Annotated in this window: 18 protein-coding genes; 12 read left to right on the top strand and 6 right to left on the bottom strand. The window is 62.5% G+C overall.

Annotated features, from left to right (window positions below; all coding sequences use genetic code 11):
- Nucleotides 1–165: 165 nt before the first annotated feature.
- Nucleotides 166–945 carry a RadC family protein gene (gene radC, locus AC57B1_RS34030; protein ID WP_408351424.1) on the bottom strand — a complete coding sequence of 260 codons (780 nt, stop codon included), beginning with the start codon at nt 943–945 and terminating at the stop codon, nt 166–168.
- 200 nt (nt 946–1,145) lie between these two features.
- On the opposite strand from radC, the gene AC57B1_RS34035 reads away from it, so the two are divergent.
- The 7 genes from AC57B1_RS34035 (at nt 1,146) to AC57B1_RS34065 (ending at nt 8,181) form a co-directional block, all read left to right on the top strand.
- A complete protein-coding gene (locus AC57B1_RS34035) occupies nt 1,146–1,601 on the top strand; it encodes an FKBP-type peptidyl-prolyl cis-trans isomerase (RefSeq protein ID WP_091799719.1) in 456 nt (151 codons plus the stop codon).
- Between the two features lie 2 nt (nt 1,602–1,603).
- The gene (gene ispH, locus AC57B1_RS34040; protein WP_408351421.1) at nt 1,604–2,563 is read left to right on the top strand and encodes a 4-hydroxy-3-methylbut-2-enyl diphosphate reductase; all 960 of its coding nucleotides are present in this window, start codon (nt 1,604–1,606) and stop codon (nt 2,561–2,563) included.
- Nucleotides 2,564–3,104: 541 nt separating this feature from the next.
- A complete protein-coding gene (locus tag AC57B1_RS34045; protein WP_091799723.1) occupies nt 3,105–4,304 on the top strand; it encodes a branched-chain amino acid ABC transporter substrate-binding protein in 1,200 nt (399 codons plus the stop codon).
- A 230-nt stretch (nt 4,305–4,534) separates the two neighbouring features.
- Nucleotides 4,535–5,485 (top strand): branched-chain amino acid ABC transporter permease, encoded by a 951-nt coding sequence (locus AC57B1_RS34050; protein WP_091799725.1) that lies wholly within the window; start codon nt 4,535–4,537, stop codon nt 5,483–5,485.
- A gap of 18 nt (nt 5,486–5,503) precedes the next feature.
- Nucleotides 5,504–6,673: an ABC transporter permease subunit gene (locus AC57B1_RS34055; RefSeq protein WP_408351418.1), complete on the top strand. Its 1,170-nt coding sequence runs from the start codon at nt 5,504–5,506 to the stop codon at nt 6,671–6,673.
- An 18-nt stretch (nt 6,674–6,691) separates the two neighbouring features.
- Nucleotides 6,692–7,465: an ABC transporter ATP-binding protein gene (locus AC57B1_RS34060; RefSeq protein WP_091799729.1), complete on the top strand. Its 774-nt coding sequence runs from the start codon at nt 6,692–6,694 to the stop codon at nt 7,463–7,465.
- Nucleotides 7,465–8,181, top strand: a complete 717-nt coding sequence (locus AC57B1_RS34065) for an ABC transporter ATP-binding protein (protein WP_011489615.1) — start codon at nt 7,465–7,467, stop codon at nt 8,179–8,181. The genes AC57B1_RS34060 and AC57B1_RS34065 overlap by 1 nt, the downstream gene beginning before the upstream one ends.
- 81 nt (nt 8,182–8,262) lie before the next feature.
- On the opposite strand, the gene AC57B1_RS34070 is transcribed toward AC57B1_RS34065, so the two are convergent.
- Nucleotides 8,263–8,736, bottom strand: a complete 474-nt coding sequence (locus tag AC57B1_RS34070) for a GNAT family acetyltransferase (RefSeq protein ID WP_496419905.1) — start codon at nt 8,734–8,736, stop codon at nt 8,263–8,265.
- A gap of 18 nt (nt 8,737–8,754) precedes the next feature.
- Nucleotides 8,755–9,939 (bottom strand): acetylornithine transaminase, encoded by a 1,185-nt coding sequence (locus AC57B1_RS34075; RefSeq protein WP_091799738.1) that lies wholly within the window; start codon nt 9,937–9,939, stop codon nt 8,755–8,757.
- 540 nt (nt 9,940–10,479) lie between these two features.
- On the opposite strand from AC57B1_RS34075, the gene AC57B1_RS34080 reads away from it, so the two are divergent.
- Nucleotides 10,480–11,412, top strand: coding sequence for a hypothetical protein (locus tag AC57B1_RS34080; RefSeq protein WP_496419906.1), 933 nt, complete (start codon nt 10,480–10,482; stop codon nt 11,410–11,412).
- Here the strand turns inward: AC57B1_RS34080 and AC57B1_RS34085 are convergent.
- On the bottom strand, nt 11,378–12,409 hold the full coding sequence (locus AC57B1_RS34085; RefSeq protein ID WP_496419907.1) for a CDP-6-deoxy-delta-3,4-glucoseen reductase: 1,032 nt from the start codon (nt 12,407–12,409) through the stop codon (nt 11,378–11,380). The genes AC57B1_RS34080 and AC57B1_RS34085 overlap by 35 nt on opposite strands.
- Nucleotides 12,410–12,504: 95 nt before the next feature.
- On the opposite strand from AC57B1_RS34085, the gene AC57B1_RS34090 reads away from it, so the two are divergent.
- Complete coding sequence (locus AC57B1_RS34090) at nt 12,505–13,530, top strand: NAD-dependent epimerase/dehydratase family protein (protein WP_408185234.1); 1,026 nt, start codon at nt 12,505–12,507, stop codon at nt 13,528–13,530.
- A 126-nt stretch (nt 13,531–13,656) separates the two neighbouring features.
- On the opposite strand, the gene AC57B1_RS34095 is transcribed toward AC57B1_RS34090, so the two are convergent.
- On the bottom strand, nt 13,657–13,845 hold the full coding sequence (locus AC57B1_RS34095) for a hypothetical protein (RefSeq protein ID WP_091799746.1): 189 nt from the start codon (nt 13,843–13,845) through the stop codon (nt 13,657–13,659).
- A gap of 166 nt (nt 13,846–14,011) precedes the next feature.
- Complete coding sequence (locus AC57B1_RS34100; RefSeq protein WP_408296189.1) at nt 14,012–14,722, bottom strand: pseudouridine synthase; 711 nt, start codon at nt 14,720–14,722, stop codon at nt 14,012–14,014.
- A 104-nt stretch (nt 14,723–14,826) separates the two neighbouring features.
- Between AC57B1_RS34100 and AC57B1_RS34105 the strand changes: the two genes are divergently transcribed.
- From AC57B1_RS34105 to AC57B1_RS34115, 3 genes are all read left to right on the top strand, one after another.
- Nucleotides 14,827–16,080, top strand: coding sequence for an MFS transporter (locus AC57B1_RS34105; RefSeq protein WP_496419908.1), 1,254 nt, complete (start codon nt 14,827–14,829; stop codon nt 16,078–16,080).
- Between the two features lie 183 nt (nt 16,081–16,263).
- Entirely contained in the window at nt 16,264–17,256 is a 993-nt protein-coding gene (locus AC57B1_RS34110) for a MurR/RpiR family transcriptional regulator (RefSeq protein WP_496419909.1), read from the top strand.
- On the top strand, nt 17,253–18,245 hold the full coding sequence (locus AC57B1_RS34115; RefSeq protein WP_408351394.1) for an isoaspartyl peptidase/L-asparaginase family protein: 993 nt from the start codon (nt 17,253–17,255) through the stop codon (nt 18,243–18,245). Before AC57B1_RS34110 ends, AC57B1_RS34115 begins: the two co-directional genes overlap by 4 nt.
- Nucleotides 18,246–18,309 lie beyond the last annotated feature (64 nt).

Consider the following 18,309-nt stretch of genomic DNA (forward strand, 5'->3'; position numbering starts at 1 on the left):
GATACAACTTTAGACACGTTTCCTTTCCGGAACGCCTTGGTGGCTTCGGAACAGGGGGTTGGAAATAGGCAAACCGGAATTCTAGCAGAAAAAAAGCCGCAAAATCAAACCTTATTTGCGATGCCGCATATGGCGCGACCTCTGCGCGACCCGGTTCGGGTCGTGTCACGACCAGCCAGCACGGGCGAAGGAGTAGACGCTGTCGGCGCCGATCACCAGATGATCGACCAGTTGCACATCGATCAGCGTGAGGGCGTCGCGCAGCGTGTGCGTCAACCGGCAGTCGCTTGCGCTTGGCTGGACGGCGCCCGAGGGGTGATTATGCGCGACGATCAGGCTGGCCGCATTCAGGCACAGTGCGCGCCTCACGATTTCTCGCGGATACACCGCCATGCGCGTGAGCGTGCCCTGGGCGCTTTCTTCGCAGCGAATCAGCCGATGCCGGGCGTCGAGAAAAAGCGACACGAAAACCTCCTGCGCACGGCCACCAATCAGCAGGCGCAGGTAGCTTTCCACGGCTTCGGGCGAATTCATTAGCGAGCGCGTGCGCATTTTACCGACTAGCGAGCGTCGCGCCATTTCCATGATGGCGAGCAGCTGTGCTTTTTTCGCCGGGCCAATGCCGCGCAGGCCGTCGAAGTCCGTGTAGGTCGCATCGAGCATCGCGCGCAGCGAGCCGAAGCGATCCAGCAACGCACGCGCGACATTGAAAACGTCGTGGCCCGGCAGTCCCGAGCCCAGTATCAGCACGATCATCTCGGTATCCGACAGCACGCCGGGCCCCTGTTCGATCAGTCGCTCGCGCGGCATGTCGTTTTTAAGCCATTTACCTCGCACTAGCGGCCTCGCCGCAGGCGCGCCGCAAGCCTCCGGGTCGGGCAGTTCGGGGTTGGGTGCAGTCGTGACAACGGGTGCATCGTCAATCAGGGTGGCGTGATCTGCCATATATATAGTGCCCTCCGCTTGGGGTTTGGGGTATGGCCCTGCGCTGCGGCCGCGCGGCAATGCGCGCGACGCGCGCAAGCCGCCGCCCGCTATGTGGCTTACAATAGGCGCTTTGCGCACGGCACCCCGACGGTTTGCCACACGCGTCGACTGCGCCAGCGGCGCACGCGTGCAGCGCGCTTCGACTGAGCGAGCATTGCATGAGCATCATCGACATTTCCGAAGTGAAACCCGGTTCACACGTGACGCTTCACTACCGGCTTTCCCTTGCCGATGGCGCCGAAGTCATCAGTACCTTCAGCGACAAGCCGGCCACGCTGCTGCTCGGCGCCGGCCAGTTGGCGCCGCCGCTGGAAGACATTCTGCTGGGTTTGAAGGTGGGCCACCATTCGACCTTTCAGCTAGCGCCGGACCAAGCGTTCGGTCCCCGCAATCCGGAATTGATCCAACGCGTTTCTCTCGCCACGCTGCGAGAAAACAGCATGATCGGCGAGGATTTTTCGCCGGGTGATCTGGTCGAATTCAACGCGCCGGGTGGCGGTCGTTACGCGGGCGTCCTGAAAGAAGTCGGCGAAACGTCGGCCCTGTTCGATTTCAACCACCCGCTTGCCGGCCAGACGCTGGCGTTCGAAGTGAAAATCATCGGGATTCTGTAAACATGAGCATCACGGACACGACTCTTGCTGAAACCGAGATCCTGCTGGCGCAGCCGCGCGGGTTCTGTGCCGGCGTCGACCGGGCGATCGAGATCGTCGAGCGGGCTATCAAGCTCCATGGCTCGCCGATCTACGTGCGTCATGAAATCGTCCATAACGCCTATGTAGTCGAGGATCTGCGCAAGAAGGGTGCGATCTTCATTGAGCGGCTGGAAGAAGTGCCGGCCGGCAATACGGTCATTTTCAGCGCGCATGGCGTGTCGAAGGCTGTGCGTTCCGAGGCCGAGACTCGCGGGCTGCGTGTGTACGACGCTACGTGTCCGCTCGTGACCAAGGTCCATATCGAAGTCGCGAAGATGCGCCAGGACGGTTTCGACATCGTCATGATCGGCCACAAGGGTCATCCTGAAGTGGAAGGCACGATGGGCCAGGCGGGCGAGGGCATGCATCTGGTGGAAGACATCGAAGACGTGCAGGCGTTGCAGTTGGCCGATCCCGAGCGGATCGCCTTCGTTACGCAAACCACCCTGTCGGTTGACGACGCCGCGCAGATCATCAACGCCTTGAAGACCAAATACCCGTCCATCCGCGAACCGAAAAAGCAGGATATCTGCTACGCCACGCAAAACCGCCAGGATGCGGTGAAGTTCATGGCGCCGCAGTGCGACGTCGTGATCGTGGTCGGCAGCCCGAATAGCTCGAATTCCAACCGGCTGCGCGAGTTGGCCGAAAAGCTCGGCGTGCCTGCTTATATGGTGGACTCGCCCGATCAGATCGACCCGGTGTGGGTCGAAGGCAAGCGCCGCATTGGTGTCACGGCTGGCGCCTCGGCGCCGGAGGTGCTGGCGCAGGCAGTGATCGCCCGTCTGCGCGAGCTCGGCGTGCGCAACGTGCGCGCGCTGGAAGGCATCGAGGAGAACATCGCATTTCCGCTGCCGCGTGGTTTGGGTCTGCCAGCCTGACAATCCGCTGACTGCTGAAAGAAAAGCGCGCCCAAGGGCGCGCTTTTTTTATGTCCGAACCTCAGACAGCACGCAAGAATAAAGGTGTCAGATCATCGGTTTCAACCTGTTTTGGTGTCCTCTCACACAAATTTCTTTGAAATGTGATCCGAATTTTTATACCTTTAACTGTGATGCGGCCCCGTTTTATAGAGGCCAAACGGACTGCGTGTTTTTTTGACGCACTAAGATAGTGCGTGTATCTCGATATCGGTAGAAACGTAATACCTAACGCGAGGCTCGGTGAAATCGGGCGTGCAGGAAATTCGCCGCAACAGTTGATGCCATTGGGTGCGACGATGGTGCAACTGATGCACGAAAAACAGTCGCAACCGGGTTGCGCCTTTTAGTGGGTTTCGTTCTCAAAATAAGGTTGCAATGCAGGAAAACCCCACCGGTTCAACAATATTGCCCGTCGCAAAATTGGAGTTACAATGCGCGCGTTCTCAAGGCCTTAGGGTCCCCGAACAATAGATTTTGCAAGGCGCAGGAGACCTACTTAATGCGAGTCAAGTTTGCTTACGCCGTGTCCATCGCGGCCGCGGTCGTGTTGTTGACTGCGTGCGGCAAGAAACAGGATGGCGAGGCGGGAGCGGGTGCATCGGCGGCGAAGGCGGTATCGGCACCCGCTATTGAAGCGACTATCGTGAAGATCGGTCATGCGGCCCCTTTGACGGGCGGGATTGCGCATCTCGGTAAGGACAACGAAAACGGCGCACGGCTGGCGGTCGAGGAAATCAATACGCAGGGTTTGACCATTGACGGCCACAAGATCCAGTTGGTGCTGGACGCGCAAGACGACGCCGCTGACCCGAAAACGGGCACGGCGGTCGCGCAAAAGCTGGTCGACGATCATGTGGTGGCCGTGGTCGGTCACCTGAATTCGGGCGTGTCGATTCCGGCTTCGAAGATCTATAGCGATGCCAGCATCGTGCAGATCTCGCCGTCGTCGACGAATCCGGCGTACACGCAGCAGGGTTTCAAGACGACCTACCGGGTCGTCGCCACCGACGCGCAGCAAGGTCCGGCGCTCGCCGATTACGCCACGAAGGCGTTGGGCGCCAAACGCATCGCGGTAGTGGACGATGCAACCGCCTACGGTAAGGGGCTCGCGGACGAATTCGCGAAGACCGTACAGGCGAGCGGAGCGAAGATCGTCGCGCGGGAAGCGACGAACGACCGGGCCACGGATTTCCGGGCCATCCTCACAAAGATCAAGAGTGTTCAGCCGGACGTGATCATGTTCGGCGGCATGGACGCGACGGGCGGGCCGTTCACGAAGCAGGCGGCAGCGCTCGGTATCAGGGCAAAAATCCTTGGCGGCGACGGTGTGTGTACCGACAAGGTGGGTGAGCTGGCGGGAACCGCCGTGCAAAACCTGGTCTGTTCGGAAGCGGGCCTCGCGCTTTCGAAGATGGACAAGGGAGCGGACTTCGAAAAGAAGTACGAGGACCGCTTCCACACACCGGTGCAGATTTACGCACCGTTCACGTATGACGCTGTGTACGTGATTGTCGATGCAATGAAGCGCGCTAATTCGATCGAGGCGCCCAAGGTGCTGGCTGCGATGCCGTCGACTGATTACAACGGGTTAATCGGTCACATCGCGTTCGACGACAAGGGTGATTTGAAAGAGGGCGCCATTACGCTTTACGACTTCAAGGACGGTAAAAAAACGGTCCTCGACGTCGTGAAGATGTGATGACGGGACGTTCAGCCTGACGGCACCGAAACCACCCAACGGTGCCGTTTTTGCATCCGCCCAAGGCGAGCCCGCGACTGTCATCCAGTCGCCAAGGCGAACCGGCAGCGGATAACCCTTACCGGTCTTTTACATCAGTACCCGCAGTGCCGTTGAGATTGGCGTACCGCATCACCGCCCACCGGCTGATGAAGAACGCGAATCCAGTCGCACGGGCTAAGGAGCATTAAATGGATATCTTCATCCAGCAGGTTCTCAACGGGCTGGTGCTTGGCAGCGTTTACGCCATCATCGCACTGGGCTATACGATGGTTTACGGCATTCTGGGCATCATCAACTTCGCTCACGGCGATGTGTTGATGGTGGGCGCGATGGTTGCGCTCTCAGCCATAGGCGTGCTGCAGAACCACTTCCCCGGCCTCGGCAATGTGCCGACGCTCGTCATCGCACTGATCATCGCGGCCATTGTGTGCGCGGCGGTCGGTTACACGATCGAGCGCGTGGCCTACCGGCCGTTGCGTAAAGCACCGCGTCTCGCCCCGCTGATCACGGCGATCGGCGTGTCGATCCTGCTGCAGACGCTGGCCATGATGATCTGGTCGCGCAATCCGCTGCCGTTCCCGCAGCTGTTGCCCACCGACCCGCTGAACGTGATCAAGGCCACGGACACGACGCCTGGCGCCGTGATCTCGATGACCGAAATCGTGATCATCGTGGTGGCGTTCCTCGTGATGGGCGGCCTGCTGCTGCTGGTTCACAAGACCAAGCTCGGCCGTGCGATGCGGGCGATCGCCGAGAACCCGGGTAACGCGTCGCTGATGGGCGTGAACCCGAACTTCGTGATCTCGGCTACCTTCATGATCGGCTCGGCGCTTGCCGCTCTGGCCGGCGTGATGATCGCGTCGGAATACGGCAACGCACACTTCTATATGGGCTTCATCCCCGGCCTGAAGGCCTTTACCGCGGCAGTGCTCGGCGGTATCGGCAATCTCGGCGGCGCGATGGTCGGTGGCGTGATTCTGGGCCTGATCGAACAGCTTGGCGCCGGCTATATCGGCAACCTCACCGGCGGTGTGTTCGGTAGTAACTATCAGGACGTGTTCGCCTTTATCGTGCTGATCATCGTGCTGGTGTTCCGTCCGTCGGGCCTGCTCGGCGAACGCGTTGCGGATCGCGCCTGATCCTGGGAGAAAGCAAACATGACCTCAATTCAACCGATCGAGCCGTCCACGACGCTCATCCCTGAGAAGAACCTCACCAAGACGCTGACGGTCGGCATCATCACCGCGATCTTCGTGATCGCGGCGCCGATGATCATCGGCGCGGCAGGCGGCAATTACTGGGTCCGCGTGCTCGACTTCGCGATGCTGTACGTGATGCTCGCGCTCGGCCTCAATGTGGTGGTCGGCTTCGCCGGCCTGCTCGACCTGGGCTACATCGCGTTCTACGCGGTCGGCGCCTATACGTCCGCGTTGCTGAGCTCACCGCACCTGGCGTCGCAGTTCGAGTGGATCGCGCATCTCGCGCCGAATGGCCTGCATGTGCCGTTCCTCATCATCGTGCCTTGTGCGATGGCGGTTGCCGCGTTCTTCGGCGTGATTCTCGGCGCACCGACGCTGCGTCTGCGGGGCGACTACCTCGCCATCGTGACGTTGGGCTTCGGGGAAATCGTGCGGATCTTCCTGAACAACCTCGACCGTCCGGTGAACATCACCAACGGTCCGAAGGGGATCACGGCGATCGACCCGGTGCACGTGGGCGACTTCAGCCTCGCGCAGACGCACTCGCTGTTCGGCTTCCAGTTCCCGTCGGTCTACTCGTACTACTACCTGTTCGTGCTCGCCGCGCTGCTGGTGATCTGGGTGTGTACGCGTTTGCAGCACTCGCGTATCGGCCGTGCATGGGCCGCGATCCGCGAAGACGAAATCGCCGCCAAGGCAATGGGCATCAACACCCGTAACGTGAAGCTGCTGGCTTTCGCGATGGGCGCGTCGTTCGGCGGCCTGTCGGGCGCGATGTTCGGTTCGTTCCAGGGCTTCGTGTCGCCGGAATCGTTCACGCTGCCGGAATCGATCGTGGTGCTGGCGTGCGTGGTGCTGGGCGGTATGGGCCATATCCCGGGCGTGATTCTCGGCGCGGTGCTGCTCGCGGTGCTGCCGGAATTCCTGCGCTCGACGATGGGTCCGCTGCAGAACATGATCTTCGGCCACGAAATCGTCGATACGGAAGTGATCCGTCAGCTGGTCTACGCACTCGCCATGGTGCTGATCATGCTGTACCGCTCGGAAGGCTTGTGGCCGTCGCCCAAGCATGAAGACAAGATCGCGAAACTGTCGAAGCGTAACGGCAAGAAGCCGGTGCGGGCCTAACGGACTGGGAGAATAAATATGAGCGATAACATTCGACTGTCCGTCAAAGGCGTGAACAAACGCTTCGGCGGTTTGCAGGCGCTGTCCGATGTCGGTCTCGAGATCAAGTCGGGCCAGATTTACGGTCTGATCGGCCCGAACGGCGCCGGCAAGACCACCTTCTTCAACGTGATCACGGGTCTGTACACGCCGGATTCGGGCGAGTTCAAGCTCGACGGCACGCCGTACACGCCGACCGCTGTGTATCAGGTGGCGAAGGCGGGCATTGCGCGTACGTTCCAGAACATCCGTCTCTTTGGCGGCATGACCGCGCTGGAAAACGTGATGGTCGGGCGCCACGTGCGCACGAAGCACGGTCTGCTGGGCGCGGTGTTCCAGACGCCGGCCGAGCGCAAGGAAGAGCGCGAGATCAAGGAACGCGCGATCGAACTGCTGGAGTACGTCGGCATTGCGCAGTACGCGGACTACACGTCGCGCAATCTGTCGTACGGTCACCAGCGCCGTCTGGAGATCGCCCGCGCATTGGCAACGGATCCGAAGCTGCTCGCGCTGGACGAACCGGCTGCCGGCATGAACGCGACGGAAAAAGTCGAGCTGACCAAGCTGCTCGACAAGATCCGCGCGGACGGCAAGACGATCCTGCTGATCGAACACGACGTGAAACTCGTGATGGGTCTGTGCAACCAGATGACGGTGCTCGACTACGGCAAGGTGATTGCCCAAGGTCTGCCGCAGGACGTGCAGAAGGATCCGAAGGTGATCGAAGCTTATCTGGGTGCGGGGGTCCACTAATGGCAACGGCAATGTTGAAAATCAAGGGCCTGCAGGTCAATTACGGCGGCATTCAGGCAGTCAAGGGCATCGATCTCGAAGTCGCGCAGGGCGAACTGGTCACGCTGATCGGCGCGAACGGCGCGGGCAAGACCACGACGATGAAGGCGATCACGGGTCTTAAGCCGTACACGATCGGCGACATCGAGTACATGGGCGAGTCGATCAAGGGCATTCCGCCGCATCTGTTGCTCAAGCGCGGTCTCGCGATGGTGCCGGAAGGGCGCGGCATCTTCGCGCGCATGTCGATCGTCGAGAACATGCAGATGGGCGCTTATCTGCGTACCGACACGGACGGCATCAAGGCAGACGTGGATCGCATGTTCGGCTTCTTCCCGCGTCTGAAAGAACGCGCCACGCAATACGCGGGCACGCTCTCGGGCGGCGAACAGCAGATGCTGGCCATGGCGCGCGCGATCATCTCGCGTCCCAAGCTGTTGCTGCTGGACGAGCCGTCGATGGGTCTGTCGCCGATCATGGTCGAGAAGATCTTCGAAGTGGTGCGGGCGATTTCGGCTGAAGGCATGACCGTGCTGCTGGTCGAGCAGAACGCGCGCCTGGCGTTGCAGGCGGCGAATCGCGGCTACGTGATGGACTCGGGTCTGGTCACGATGTCGGGTGACGCGAAGCAGATGCTCGATGATCCGAAGGTGCGGGCGGCTTATCTGGGTGAATAAGCCTGGTTAGTTTGCCGTGCATATGAAAAAAGGTCGCATGCGTTTTCGCATGCGACCTTTTTCATTGGGCGCAACGCTAATCTAGGCGCTGGCGGCCACAGGATCCGCCAATTCACCCAGGCGTTTGCCGAGACTGATTACCGCGTCGGCGCGATAACCGAGCGCCTCGTAAAACGCGCGCACTTCGGCCTTCGCGGATAGAACCTGCAGATTCAGCTTCGGACAGCCACGCTGCGTCAGCGCGTTTTCGACATGGGCGACGAGACGCGTGCCGATTCCATGACGGCGCAGCGACTCATCCACCGCGAGCGAATACAGCCAGCCGCGATGGCCGTCGTAGCCGCCCATCACCGTGCCGACGATGCGTTCGCCGAGCGCCGCGACAAAGAACAGCTCCGGCTGCGTCGCCAGCTTGTTGGCGATCGACAGATGCGGATTGCGCTGCGGCTTCGTGACGTCCCGATACTCAGGGAAGGCTTGTTGCCACAGCGTGACCACGGCATCAGTGTCGCTCGCGTCGAAGCACCGGATCGATAATGTTGCGCTCGACGTCATATACGCGGTCCTGGTCGATTACAGCGTGTCGAGAATCGAACGCAGCATCGCCATCATCTGGTCGATTTCTTCGGTGGTTACATTCAGCGCCGGCATGAAGCGCAGCAGGTTCGGACGCGCCGCGTTCAGCAGCAGGCCGTCAGGCTGCATGTCGCGCGCCTTTTCGACGATCTGGTTGCCGATATCCTTGCCGAGCAGCAGCGCGCGCAGCAGGCCTTCACCACGTTCGCCCTTGAAGCCGCGTTCTTCCGACAACTCCAGCAGTTTCGAGCGCAGATATTCGCCGCGCGCCCGCACGCCTTCGAGGAAGCCCGGCGCGGTGAGCTGCGAGATCACCGAGTAGCCGACTGCCGTCATCAACGGATTGCCGTTGTAGGTGCCGCCCTGGTCGCCCGCTTCGAAAATGGCGACCTCCGCCTTCGAGAGCAGCGCCGCGAGCGGCACGCCGCCGCCGATGCCCTTGCCGAGCGTCATGATGTCCGGCTCGATGCCCGACAACTCGTACGCGAACAGCGTGCCCGCGCGGCCGCAGCCGCTTTGCACTTCGTCGACGATCAGCAGCAGGTTGTGCTTTTTCGTCAGTTCGCGCAGTTGCTGCATGAACTCGCGCGTGGCGGGAATCACGCCGCCTTCGCCCTGGATCGGTTCGAGCATGACGGCAACGGTTTTCGCGTTGATGAGCTTCTCCACCGACGCGATGTCGTTCAGGTCCGCCTTCGGAAAGCCAGGCACTTGCGGTGCGTAGATCGTGTCCCAGCCCGGCTTGCCGCTGGCCGACATGGTGGCCAGCGTACGGCCGTGGAAGCTGTGGTCGAACGTGATGATCTCGAACGCGCCGTCCTTGAACTTCTTGCCCCACTTGCGCGCGAGCTTGATTGCGCCTTCGTTGGCTTCGGCGCCGCTGTTCGCGAAGAACACCTTGTCGAAGCAGCTGTGCTGGGTGAGCAGGCCGGCAAGTTTTGCCATCGGCTCGTTGTAGAAGGCCGGCGACGGGTTGATGAGCAATTGCGCCTGTTTGTTCAGCGCTTCGATCATGCCGTCGTTGCAGTGACCGAGACTGTTCACCGCCCAGCCCTGGATGAAGTCCAGATATCGCTTGCCGTTGTTGTCGTAGAGCCACGAGCCTTTGCCGTGCGTGAAAACGATTTCGGGCCGGTTCGTGATGTACATCAGCGACTCGATCGGATACTCATTGAAATTCATGACGGCAGGCTCCAGACAGCGGGGGTAAAGGGTGGATGAAGTTGGCCAACTACGAAATAAGAGCCGGAAAAACAGAAAAGCCACGGCATGCCGTGGCTTTCATGATTCGAACAGCTTGCGCCTTTGTGTGGCGCGAATCCGTGACGAAGCCAGCGGCGTCCCTAGGGAAGCGGCGAGCGGCGACGTCGAAGTTCGGACTGGATGCGGTTCATGCGCGAAAGAATACGACAAGGAAAGCGCTGGTGTAAACCATGAATTTGCGTCGGGCGGATATTTTCTGCCGTGCAAAGCCGTGTTGATCGCCAATTGTGAGATGTCTGGCTGACTAAAATGTGACGGCCATGATGCGACGGTGATCGCTTGAACCGCTTGTCGGGCGGACAAGGCGGCATGCAACGAACAATCACCAAATGCAAATGGGCGCTCAAATGAGCGCCCATTCTGAAGCAGGAAGCCGGGGGTCCGCCCATCCGAAGATAGCTGCCGACGCTGATCCCGACTTATCGCTAACGATTCTAAAAGCCGAGGAGGCATACGTCAATGGACCATCTCACAGACGGGGAAATTTCAGCCATCGCAACGCTGCTTTCCGGAGAGCGCCTTAGTACTTTTCACGCGATGGTGGGTACGACTCGCGCGGCCATCACGCTTCATCAGCAGATGTTGCAACTCGCTGGGGCCTTGATGAGCGTCACGGCAGTCGTCGAAATAGCGCTGCGCAACGCGGTGTGCGACAAGCTGCGCGAGCACTTCGGCGTGGACGGCTGGTTGCGTCGTCCGCCAGAGCCGTTCGCCTGGAAGGACGAGGAGCGGGGCAAGATCGAAGCGGCGGTTCGCGGTGCGCAACGCGCGGCGTATGCAAAGCTGAAACCTTCTGACAAGCGTGCACTCGATCAGGCCGCGTTTCGTGGCGGCGTGCCGCCTGGTCTGGAGCATGAGTTTCGCGTCGGCGCACGGCAGAAAGCGATCGCTGTTCGAAGCGGGCAAGTAATTACCCAACTGACGATGTATTTCTGGAAGCGCCTCTTTTCCCGCGATTACGAACAGACCCTATGGAAACCAGCGCTGAAATCGATTTTCCCGGACAAGCGGATCGACCGTTCGGCTATTGCTGGTCAACTGGAGCGAATCTATCAGACACGCAATCGAGTCGCGCACCATGAACCTGTGTACGGCCACAGGCTATTCGACACGCTGAACGCGGTGGATTTTCTGGCGTCAAGGCTGGGTGCGGCCGGCAGCGATGGCTGCACCGCATTGCATAAAATGTTGCGGATCGAGCATGCCGCGCTTGAGAATCAGGCGCGCGCTCTGCAAATCAGAATCGAGACCTGTGCCGGTGCGCGGCATCCTTGCGCGAAGCGCGGCTGTCTGCATAGCCGCGCTTCCAGAAACGCACACGGCGAGCACCGACGCTCACGCGCCGACGCACCTCCCATCAAACCGGATTGGCCAGATCCGCCGCGCTCGTGAACGAATCCGCGTAGAACTCGTCTTCCGGCAGTCCATGATGCTGCGTGAAATCGCGCTGCGCCGACTCGACCATCACCGGCGCGCCGCACGCATACACCTGATACGCCGACAGGTCCGGCAAGTCTTCGATCACCGCGCGGTGCACGAAGCCGACGCGGCCCGTCCATGCGTCGCTCGCGTCCGGCTCCGACAGCACCGGCACGAACTTGAAGTTCGGAATCTCGCGCGCCCATTGTTCGGCGAGTTCGAGCAGATACAGATCTTTCTTGCGGCGTGCGCCCCAGTAAAGCGTCATCGGCCGGTTCAGGTTCTTGAACACCGCGTGCTCGATGATCGCCTTCAGCGGCGCGAAGCCCGTACCCGACGCGAGCAGCACGATCGGCTTGTCCGAATCTTCGCGCAGGAAGAACGTGCCGAGCGGCGCTTCGAAGCGCAGAATGTCGCGCTCTTTCATGGTGTTGAATACGTGATCGGTGAAAGCGCCGCCGGGCATATGACGGATGTGCAATTCGATCGGGCCTTCCGCGTGCGGTGCATTTGCCATGGAATAGCTGCGACGCTTGCCGTCTTTCAGAATGAATTCCAGGTATTGACCGGCGAGATATTGCAGACGCTCATTGGCGGGCAATTGCAGCTTCAGCACGATGACGTCGTCGGCCTTGCGCTCGATTGCGTTCACGCGGCACGGCAGTTTCTTGACCTGCACGTCGCCGACGCCGGCCACTTCGCGAATATCCACTTCGAGATCGGTGCAGGCGGTCGCGCAGCAGAAAAGCGCCATGCCGCGCGTCTTTTCGTCGTTCGACAAAGCCGACGACGAATGCGCGCGCTGCTCGATTTCGCCGCTGACCACAGTGCCCTTGCATGAGCCGCAGGCGCCGTTCTTGCAACCGTAGGGCAGGCCGATGCCCTGGCGCAAGGCGGCGCTCAGCACCGGTTCGTCCTGTTCCACCTGAAACTGCCGGCCGCTTTGCCGGAGCGTGACGTTAAATGCCATAGAGTGTTCGAAATCGAAAAGTCGGTAATCGTTATCGGACTTGCCGTATCCACCACGCGATACCTGTCGCGCTTGACGGCTACAATGCGTCCACCATGAAAGCGACACGAAACTTCCGCCGGCCGCGAGTGTTGATCGTAGGTTGCGGCGATGTCGGCATGCGCTGCGTGCCCTTGCTGCAACCGCGCGCGCACGTCTTTGCACTGACCAGTCATGCCGGGCGCAGCGCCGAACTTCGCGCGGCGGGCGTCACGCCGCTGGTCGGCGATCTCGATGTGCGCCGCAGCCTGAAACGGCTCGCGGGCCTCGCGCCGACGGTGCTGCATCTCGCGCCGCCGCAGAAATCCGGCGACGACGACCGCCGTACCCGCGCCTTGCTCGCTACGCTAGGCGCGCGCCGCGCTTCAGCGCTACGGGCCGCGCGTGGCATGGTGGCGCCAGTTGGGCGGTTGCGCCGCGTTCGTGCCTCGTGGGCGGGATCTGAAACAGCCGATATTGTACCCGACGGGGTGCGCCGGACCGCTGGTTCGCACGCACCCGTGCGCCTGGTGTACGCGAGCACGACGGGCGTCTATGGCGACTGCGGCGGCGCGTGGATCGACGAGACGCGTGTGACGCAGCCGGCCAACGCGCGCGCCAAGCGCCGTGTCTCGGCCGAGCGGCAATTGCGGCGCGCGACGGCGCGCGGCGCTGTTGCGGCGAGCATCGCGCGAATTCCAGGTATTTATGCGGGCAATCGTCTGCCGCTCGCGCGGCTCGAAAGAGGCACGCCGGCCCTGATCGATGCCGACGACGTCTACACCAATCACATTCACGCCGACGATCTGGCTGCGATCCTCGTGCGACTCGCCACGCACGGACGGCCGGGGCGGGTGGTCCACGCGTCTGACGACTCATCGCTAAAAATGGGCGAGTACTTCGACGAGGTGGCCGATGCGTTCGGCCTGCCGCGCGCGCCGCGCATTACGCGGGCCGAAGCGGAGCGGCAGATCGAGCCGACCTTGCTGTCTTTCATGCGTGAGTCGAGGCGGCTCCTGAACCGGCGTCTCAAACAGGAATTGAGGGTGCGCTTACGCTATCCGAGCGTCGAAGATTTTTTGCGTGAAGGCGTGAAGGCGTGAAGGCGTGACAGCCTGCACGCAACAGAAGGAAGAAAAGCACGGCAAAAAGCCATCCTCCCAGGCATCGCCCGGACAATTCCGCCCGCGCCGTGCGCGCTGCCTCGGCGCCGCGCGGCTTCGCGATGCCTACGTCAGCGCAGGCAATGCTTCCAGCAGCACGAAACAGAGCATCGCGCCGATCAGTGCGCCGATCAGGTTCGGCTGATAGTTGTGCCGCAGTCGCATCATGACCAGCAATCCGCCGATCAGGACCAGCCCGAAGCACAGAAAAGCAACCATCACGGACGAAATCTGAAAGCTGTCGTGGATGACCATGGTGCCCTCCCTGAACTCTTTGTAGTCTTTGTTTAAACGAGTATAGGGCGACATGTAAGCAAGATCATGCTGCGGCGCAGCGCCTGGGCCCGCGGCATGCACGCTGAGTGCACAGACGCGCACGCGTTTTCCTGTTGCATCAAGGCCTTAAAGGGCCACTACCGGTTTACCCGCTCCGTAAAGATCCGAGGTCGGTTTCGTCGAGCCATTGCCATGCGCCCGGTGCGAGCGCTTCGGGCATCGCGAGGCCGCCGATCCGCTCGCGATGCAGCGCCTCGCACCGATTGCCCGCTGCCGCGATCATCCGCTTGACCTGGTGATACTTGCCTTCCATCACGGTGAGCGCGAGCGTGTGAGCGCCGCGCGCCTGGGCGTCCACAGCGGCAATCGGTTTGGCCTCGCCGTGCAGCAGCACGCCGTCGCGCAGCGCGCTCAATTGCGCGTCGTCGACTGGATGGCGCGTGGTCGCGACATACACCTTGGGCACCTTGCGTTTCGGCGAGGTGAACAGGTGCACGAACTTGCCGTCGTCAGAGAGCAGCAGCAGGCCGGTCGTGTCCTGATCCAGCCGTCCCACGCATTGCACGCCGCGCTCGGCGAACTGCGGCGGCAACAGGCTGAACACGCTCAGGTGATGCTGCGGATCGCGCGAACATTCGTAGCCCGCCGGCTTGTTCAGAAGCAGATAGGCGTGCTCGCGATACGGCCAAACCACACCGTCCACGCTGAAGGAAAACGTGGAGTCGCCGGTGGGGAAATCGGCGTCGGCATCGGTGCAGACTGCGCCGCCGATGCTCACGCGCGCGTCGGCGATCAGCGCGCGGCATTGACGGCGCGAGCCGAACCCTTGAGTGAAGAGAATGCTTTCGAGATTCATGGCGAGCGAAGAATAACACCGCAAGAAGCGGAGCGCCCCGCTGCGCGAGTCGGACCACGATGAACGCCTTTGCTTCACTTCACTCACGTCGCCGGAGTTCATCGATGCTCGCTACCTCTTCCACCTCATCCGCGCAGCGTTTGCCGGCCGCATTCAGGCGGCTCGCGTGGTCGAACCTCGTCGCGCAATCCGCCGAGCAGATCAGCCTCGCCGCCGCGCCACTCGTGGCGGTATTCGCACTCGGCGCCGACGCGCGCGACACGGGCCTGTTGCAAACCGCGCAGACGTTGCCGTTCCTGTTGCTGTCCATACCGCTCGGCGTCTGGGCCGACCGCCGCTCGCGCCGCACGCTGATGACGCTCGCCGAAAGCGTGCGCGTGTTCGCCATGCTGTGCGTGCTGCTGCTCGTCATGACTCACGCGCTGAGCCTGCCGCTTCTCGCCGCGCTCGGTTTCATCGCCGCGACCGGCACGGTGGCCTACAACGTCGCCGCGCCTTCACTGGTGCCCGCGCTCGTGCCGCGCGAAGCGTACGCTGGCGCGAACGGCCGGCTCGAACTCGCGCGCAGCGTGGCGTATTCGGCCGGGCCGGCGCTCGGCGGGCTGCTGGTCGGCTGGATCGGCGCGGGTTGGGCGTATGGCTGCGCGGCCGCGCTGTCCGCACTGGCCGTCGCGTTGCTGGCGGGCTTGCGTGAACCGCCGCGCGTGGTGGCGCCGCAGCGACATTTCATGCTGGAACTGCGCGACGGTACGCGTTTCGTGCTGCGCGATGCGCTGCTGCGTCCCATGCTCGCGACGGCGGTGTTCTTCAACCTCGGCTTCTTCGTACTGCAAGCGGTGTACGTGCCCTACGCGGTGCATCGGCTGGGGCTGACCGCTTCCGCGGTTGGCGTGACGCTCGGCGCCTACGGTGTCGGCATGGTGTGCGGCGCGCTGGCCGCACCCGCCATTGCGCGACGCCTTGCGTTCGGCCGTGTGCTGATCATCGGGCCGTCGTGCGGATTGCTCGCCTCGCTCGTGATGGTGGCGACGCTCGTTGCGCTGTCGTTCTGGCTGGCCATGTCGAGCTTTTTTCTGCTCGGCGCGGGACCGATTCTGTGGGTGGTCGGCTCGACCACCCTGCGCCAGGCGATCACGCCTGAACGGATGATGGGCCGCGTGTCCGCGCTCAACAGTACCGCGACGTACGGCGCGCGGCCGCTCGGCGCATTGCTCGGCGCGGCGATCAGTTCGCGCTGGGGCATGGACGCGTGTCTGGTCGCGGCGGCGGCAGCCTTCCTCGCGCAGGCATTGATCATCTTCATGTCGCCGGCGGCGCGGCTCGCGCGCATTCCAGAGCAAAGCGCCGCGGTTTGCTGAAAACCGATTTTCAGGCGGCCGCGCGCCTGCGTGGATGGGATGCGTCTTTCGGACGCGGTTCATCCGTGAAAACCCTCAAAAATGAAAATGAATTTTTTCTGATGGGATTTCTATGTAAATATACTTTCATTCATTTTCATTACGCCCGGCGGGAAGTCCTGCCGGGGACACCGCACCGCTCGCATGATTCATCAACCGTCCGTGGCCACCAATCCCGCCGAGCAGGCCATCGCCGCGCGTATCGCCGCCGCCATGCCGACCTTGACGCCGATTCATCGGCGCATGGGCGAATACGTGCTGGCCAATCTGTTTCGCGCGGCGACCATGCGGATCGACGAACTGGCCAGCGTGGTCGGCGCGTCGGTGGCGACGGCGAATCGCTTCGCACGCGCGCTCGGTTTCGATGGCTATCCGCAGTTTCGCGAGGGGCTGGTTCGCGGCTTCGAGGCAACGCTCGCGCCGGTCGAGCGTTTGCGCAGTGCGCAGGAGTCGCTCGCAGCCGGTGACGACGTGGTCGACGCGTCGCTCGAACAGGCCGCCAATAACCTGCACGCCACCCGCACGGCAATCGACAGCGTCGCGGCCGAAGCCGCCGTCGAAGCGATCATCGCCGCGCGCCGCGTATTCGTGCTCGGCTACGGCGCGAGCGCGTTCCTCGCGGGCCTGATGGAACACGGGTTGATGCCGTATCACGACAACGTGCAGTCGCTCGCGCTGATGGGCGGACCTTCGCATGCCGCGCGGCGTCTGTTTGCCTGCAACGAGGGCGATCTGGTGATAGGCATCGCGTTTCCGCGCTACGTCGAAGACACGATCGAGCTCGCTCACCGTGCGGCAGGCCGTGGCGCTCGCGTGCTCGCGCTGACCGACAGTCCGCGCTCGCCGCTCGCACAATTCGCCGACCTTTCGCTCTACATCCGCGCGGATCGGCGGCTTGCGGCGAACGCCGATTCGGCCGTGCTCGCCGTCATCGAAGCGCTGTGCGACGCGGTGGCGTATCGGGCCAAACGCTCGGTGAAAGCCGCCGCCGAGGTCAGCGAATTCCTGCTGCCGTGGCTCGTCGACCCGCAAGCCGAATCCGCCGGCACGAACGCACGGCCCGCGCGCAACGCGACGCGAACCACTCGGACCACTCGGACCGCCCGTACTACTCGCACAAGCAAAACCAAACGATGAACTCCAACGCAGTCATTGCCATTCATGGCGGGGCAGGGACGATCCTGCGCGCGTCGATGTCGGCTAACGCCGAAGCCGAATACCACGCCGCCTTGCATGCCGTGCTGAGCGCCGGCCAGCGCGTGCTCGCCGACGGCGGCAGCGCGCTCGACGCCGTCAGCGAAGCCGTGCGCCTGCTCGAAGACTGTCCGCTCTTCAACGCGGGCCGCGGCGCCGTTTATACGGCGGCGGGCACGCACGAACTCGACGCCGCGATCATGGACGGCCGCACCCTCGACGCCGGCGCGATCTGCTGCGTGAAGCGCGTGCGCAATCCGATTCTGGCGGCGCGGCGCGTGCTCGAAGGCAGCGAGCATGTGCTGTTTACAGGCGAAGGCGCGGAAGCATTTGCCGCCGCGCAAGGGCTCGAATTCGTCGAGCCCGAGTATTTCCATACCGAAGCGCGCCATCGTCAATGGCTGCTCGCGCGCGATCAGCAGCGCGCCATGCTGGATCACGACGGCGCGACGCTGGCCGCCGCACCGTCGGCGAATGACGACGACCCGACACCGCATGAACCGATCGACCCGAACCGCAAGTTCGGCACCGTCGGCGCGGTCGCGCTCGATCAGCACGGCCACGTGGCGGCGGCGACATCGACGGGCGGCGTGACCAACAAGCAGGTCGGCCGGGTCGGCGATACGCCGCTGATCGGCGCGGGCTGCTATGCGGACGACGCGACCTGCGCCGTCTCGACCACCGGCTCGGGCGAAATGTTCATGCGCATGGTCGCGGCGTACGACGTCGCCGCGCAAATGGCCTACCGCAATGTGTCGCTGCAGGAAGCGGCCGACGACGTGGTGATGAACCGCCTGCCGAGAATCGACGGCCGCGGCGGACTGATCGCCGTGGATGCACGCGGCAACGTCACGCTGCCGTTCAATACCGAAGGCATGTATCGCGGTTTTGCGCGGCTCGGTGAAACGCCGGTGACGGCGATTTACCGCTAGTCGTGCGTCCGCTTGGCGCCTGACCCTTCGCCTGACATTTCGTCAGCCGCGTTCGAATTCAAAG

It is taken from the genome of Paraburkholderia sp. BGA-UO-ETr-F21 (assembly GCF_059567925.1).

Coding starts and splice junctions, on each gene's coding strand:
- radC (WP_408351424.1), bottom strand. CDS start 945: ATGGCAGATCACGCCACCCTGATTGACGATGCACCCGTTGTCACGACT.
- AC57B1_RS34035 (WP_091799719.1), top strand. CDS start 1,146: ATGAGCATCATCGACATTTCCGAAGTGAAACCCGGTTCACACGTGACG.
- ispH (WP_408351421.1), top strand. CDS start 1,604: ATGAGCATCACGGACACGACTCTTGCTGAAACCGAGATCCTGCTGGCG.
- AC57B1_RS34045 (WP_091799723.1), top strand. CDS start 3,105: ATGCGAGTCAAGTTTGCTTACGCCGTGTCCATCGCGGCCGCGGTCGTG.
- AC57B1_RS34050 (WP_091799725.1), top strand. CDS start 4,535: ATGGATATCTTCATCCAGCAGGTTCTCAACGGGCTGGTGCTTGGCAGC.
- AC57B1_RS34055 (WP_408351418.1), top strand. CDS start 5,504: ATGACCTCAATTCAACCGATCGAGCCGTCCACGACGCTCATCCCTGAG.
- AC57B1_RS34060 (WP_091799729.1), top strand. CDS start 6,692: ATGAGCGATAACATTCGACTGTCCGTCAAAGGCGTGAACAAACGCTTC.
- AC57B1_RS34065 (WP_011489615.1), top strand. CDS start 7,465: ATGGCAACGGCAATGTTGAAAATCAAGGGCCTGCAGGTCAATTACGGC.
- AC57B1_RS34070 (WP_496419905.1), bottom strand. CDS start 8,736: ATGACGTCGAGCGCAACATTATCGATCCGGTGCTTCGACGCGAGCGAC.
- AC57B1_RS34075 (WP_091799738.1), bottom strand. CDS start 9,939: ATGAATTTCAATGAGTATCCGATCGAGTCGCTGATGTACATCACGAAC.
- AC57B1_RS34080 (WP_496419906.1), top strand. CDS start 10,480: ATGGACCATCTCACAGACGGGGAAATTTCAGCCATCGCAACGCTGCTT.
- AC57B1_RS34085 (WP_496419907.1), bottom strand. CDS start 12,409: ATGGCATTTAACGTCACGCTCCGGCAAAGCGGCCGGCAGTTTCAGGTG.
- AC57B1_RS34090 (WP_408185234.1), top strand. CDS start 12,505: ATGAAAGCGACACGAAACTTCCGCCGGCCGCGAGTGTTGATCGTAGGT.
- AC57B1_RS34095 (WP_091799746.1), bottom strand. CDS start 13,845: ATGGTCATCCACGACAGCTTTCAGATTTCGTCCGTGATGGTTGCTTTT.
- AC57B1_RS34100 (WP_408296189.1), bottom strand. CDS start 14,722: ATGAATCTCGAAAGCATTCTCTTCACTCAAGGGTTCGGCTCGCGCCGT.
- AC57B1_RS34105 (WP_496419908.1), top strand. CDS start 14,827: ATGCTCGCTACCTCTTCCACCTCATCCGCGCAGCGTTTGCCGGCCGCA.
- AC57B1_RS34110 (WP_496419909.1), top strand. CDS start 16,264: ATGATTCATCAACCGTCCGTGGCCACCAATCCCGCCGAGCAGGCCATC.
- AC57B1_RS34115 (WP_408351394.1), top strand. CDS start 17,253: ATGAACTCCAACGCAGTCATTGCCATTCATGGCGGGGCAGGGACGATC.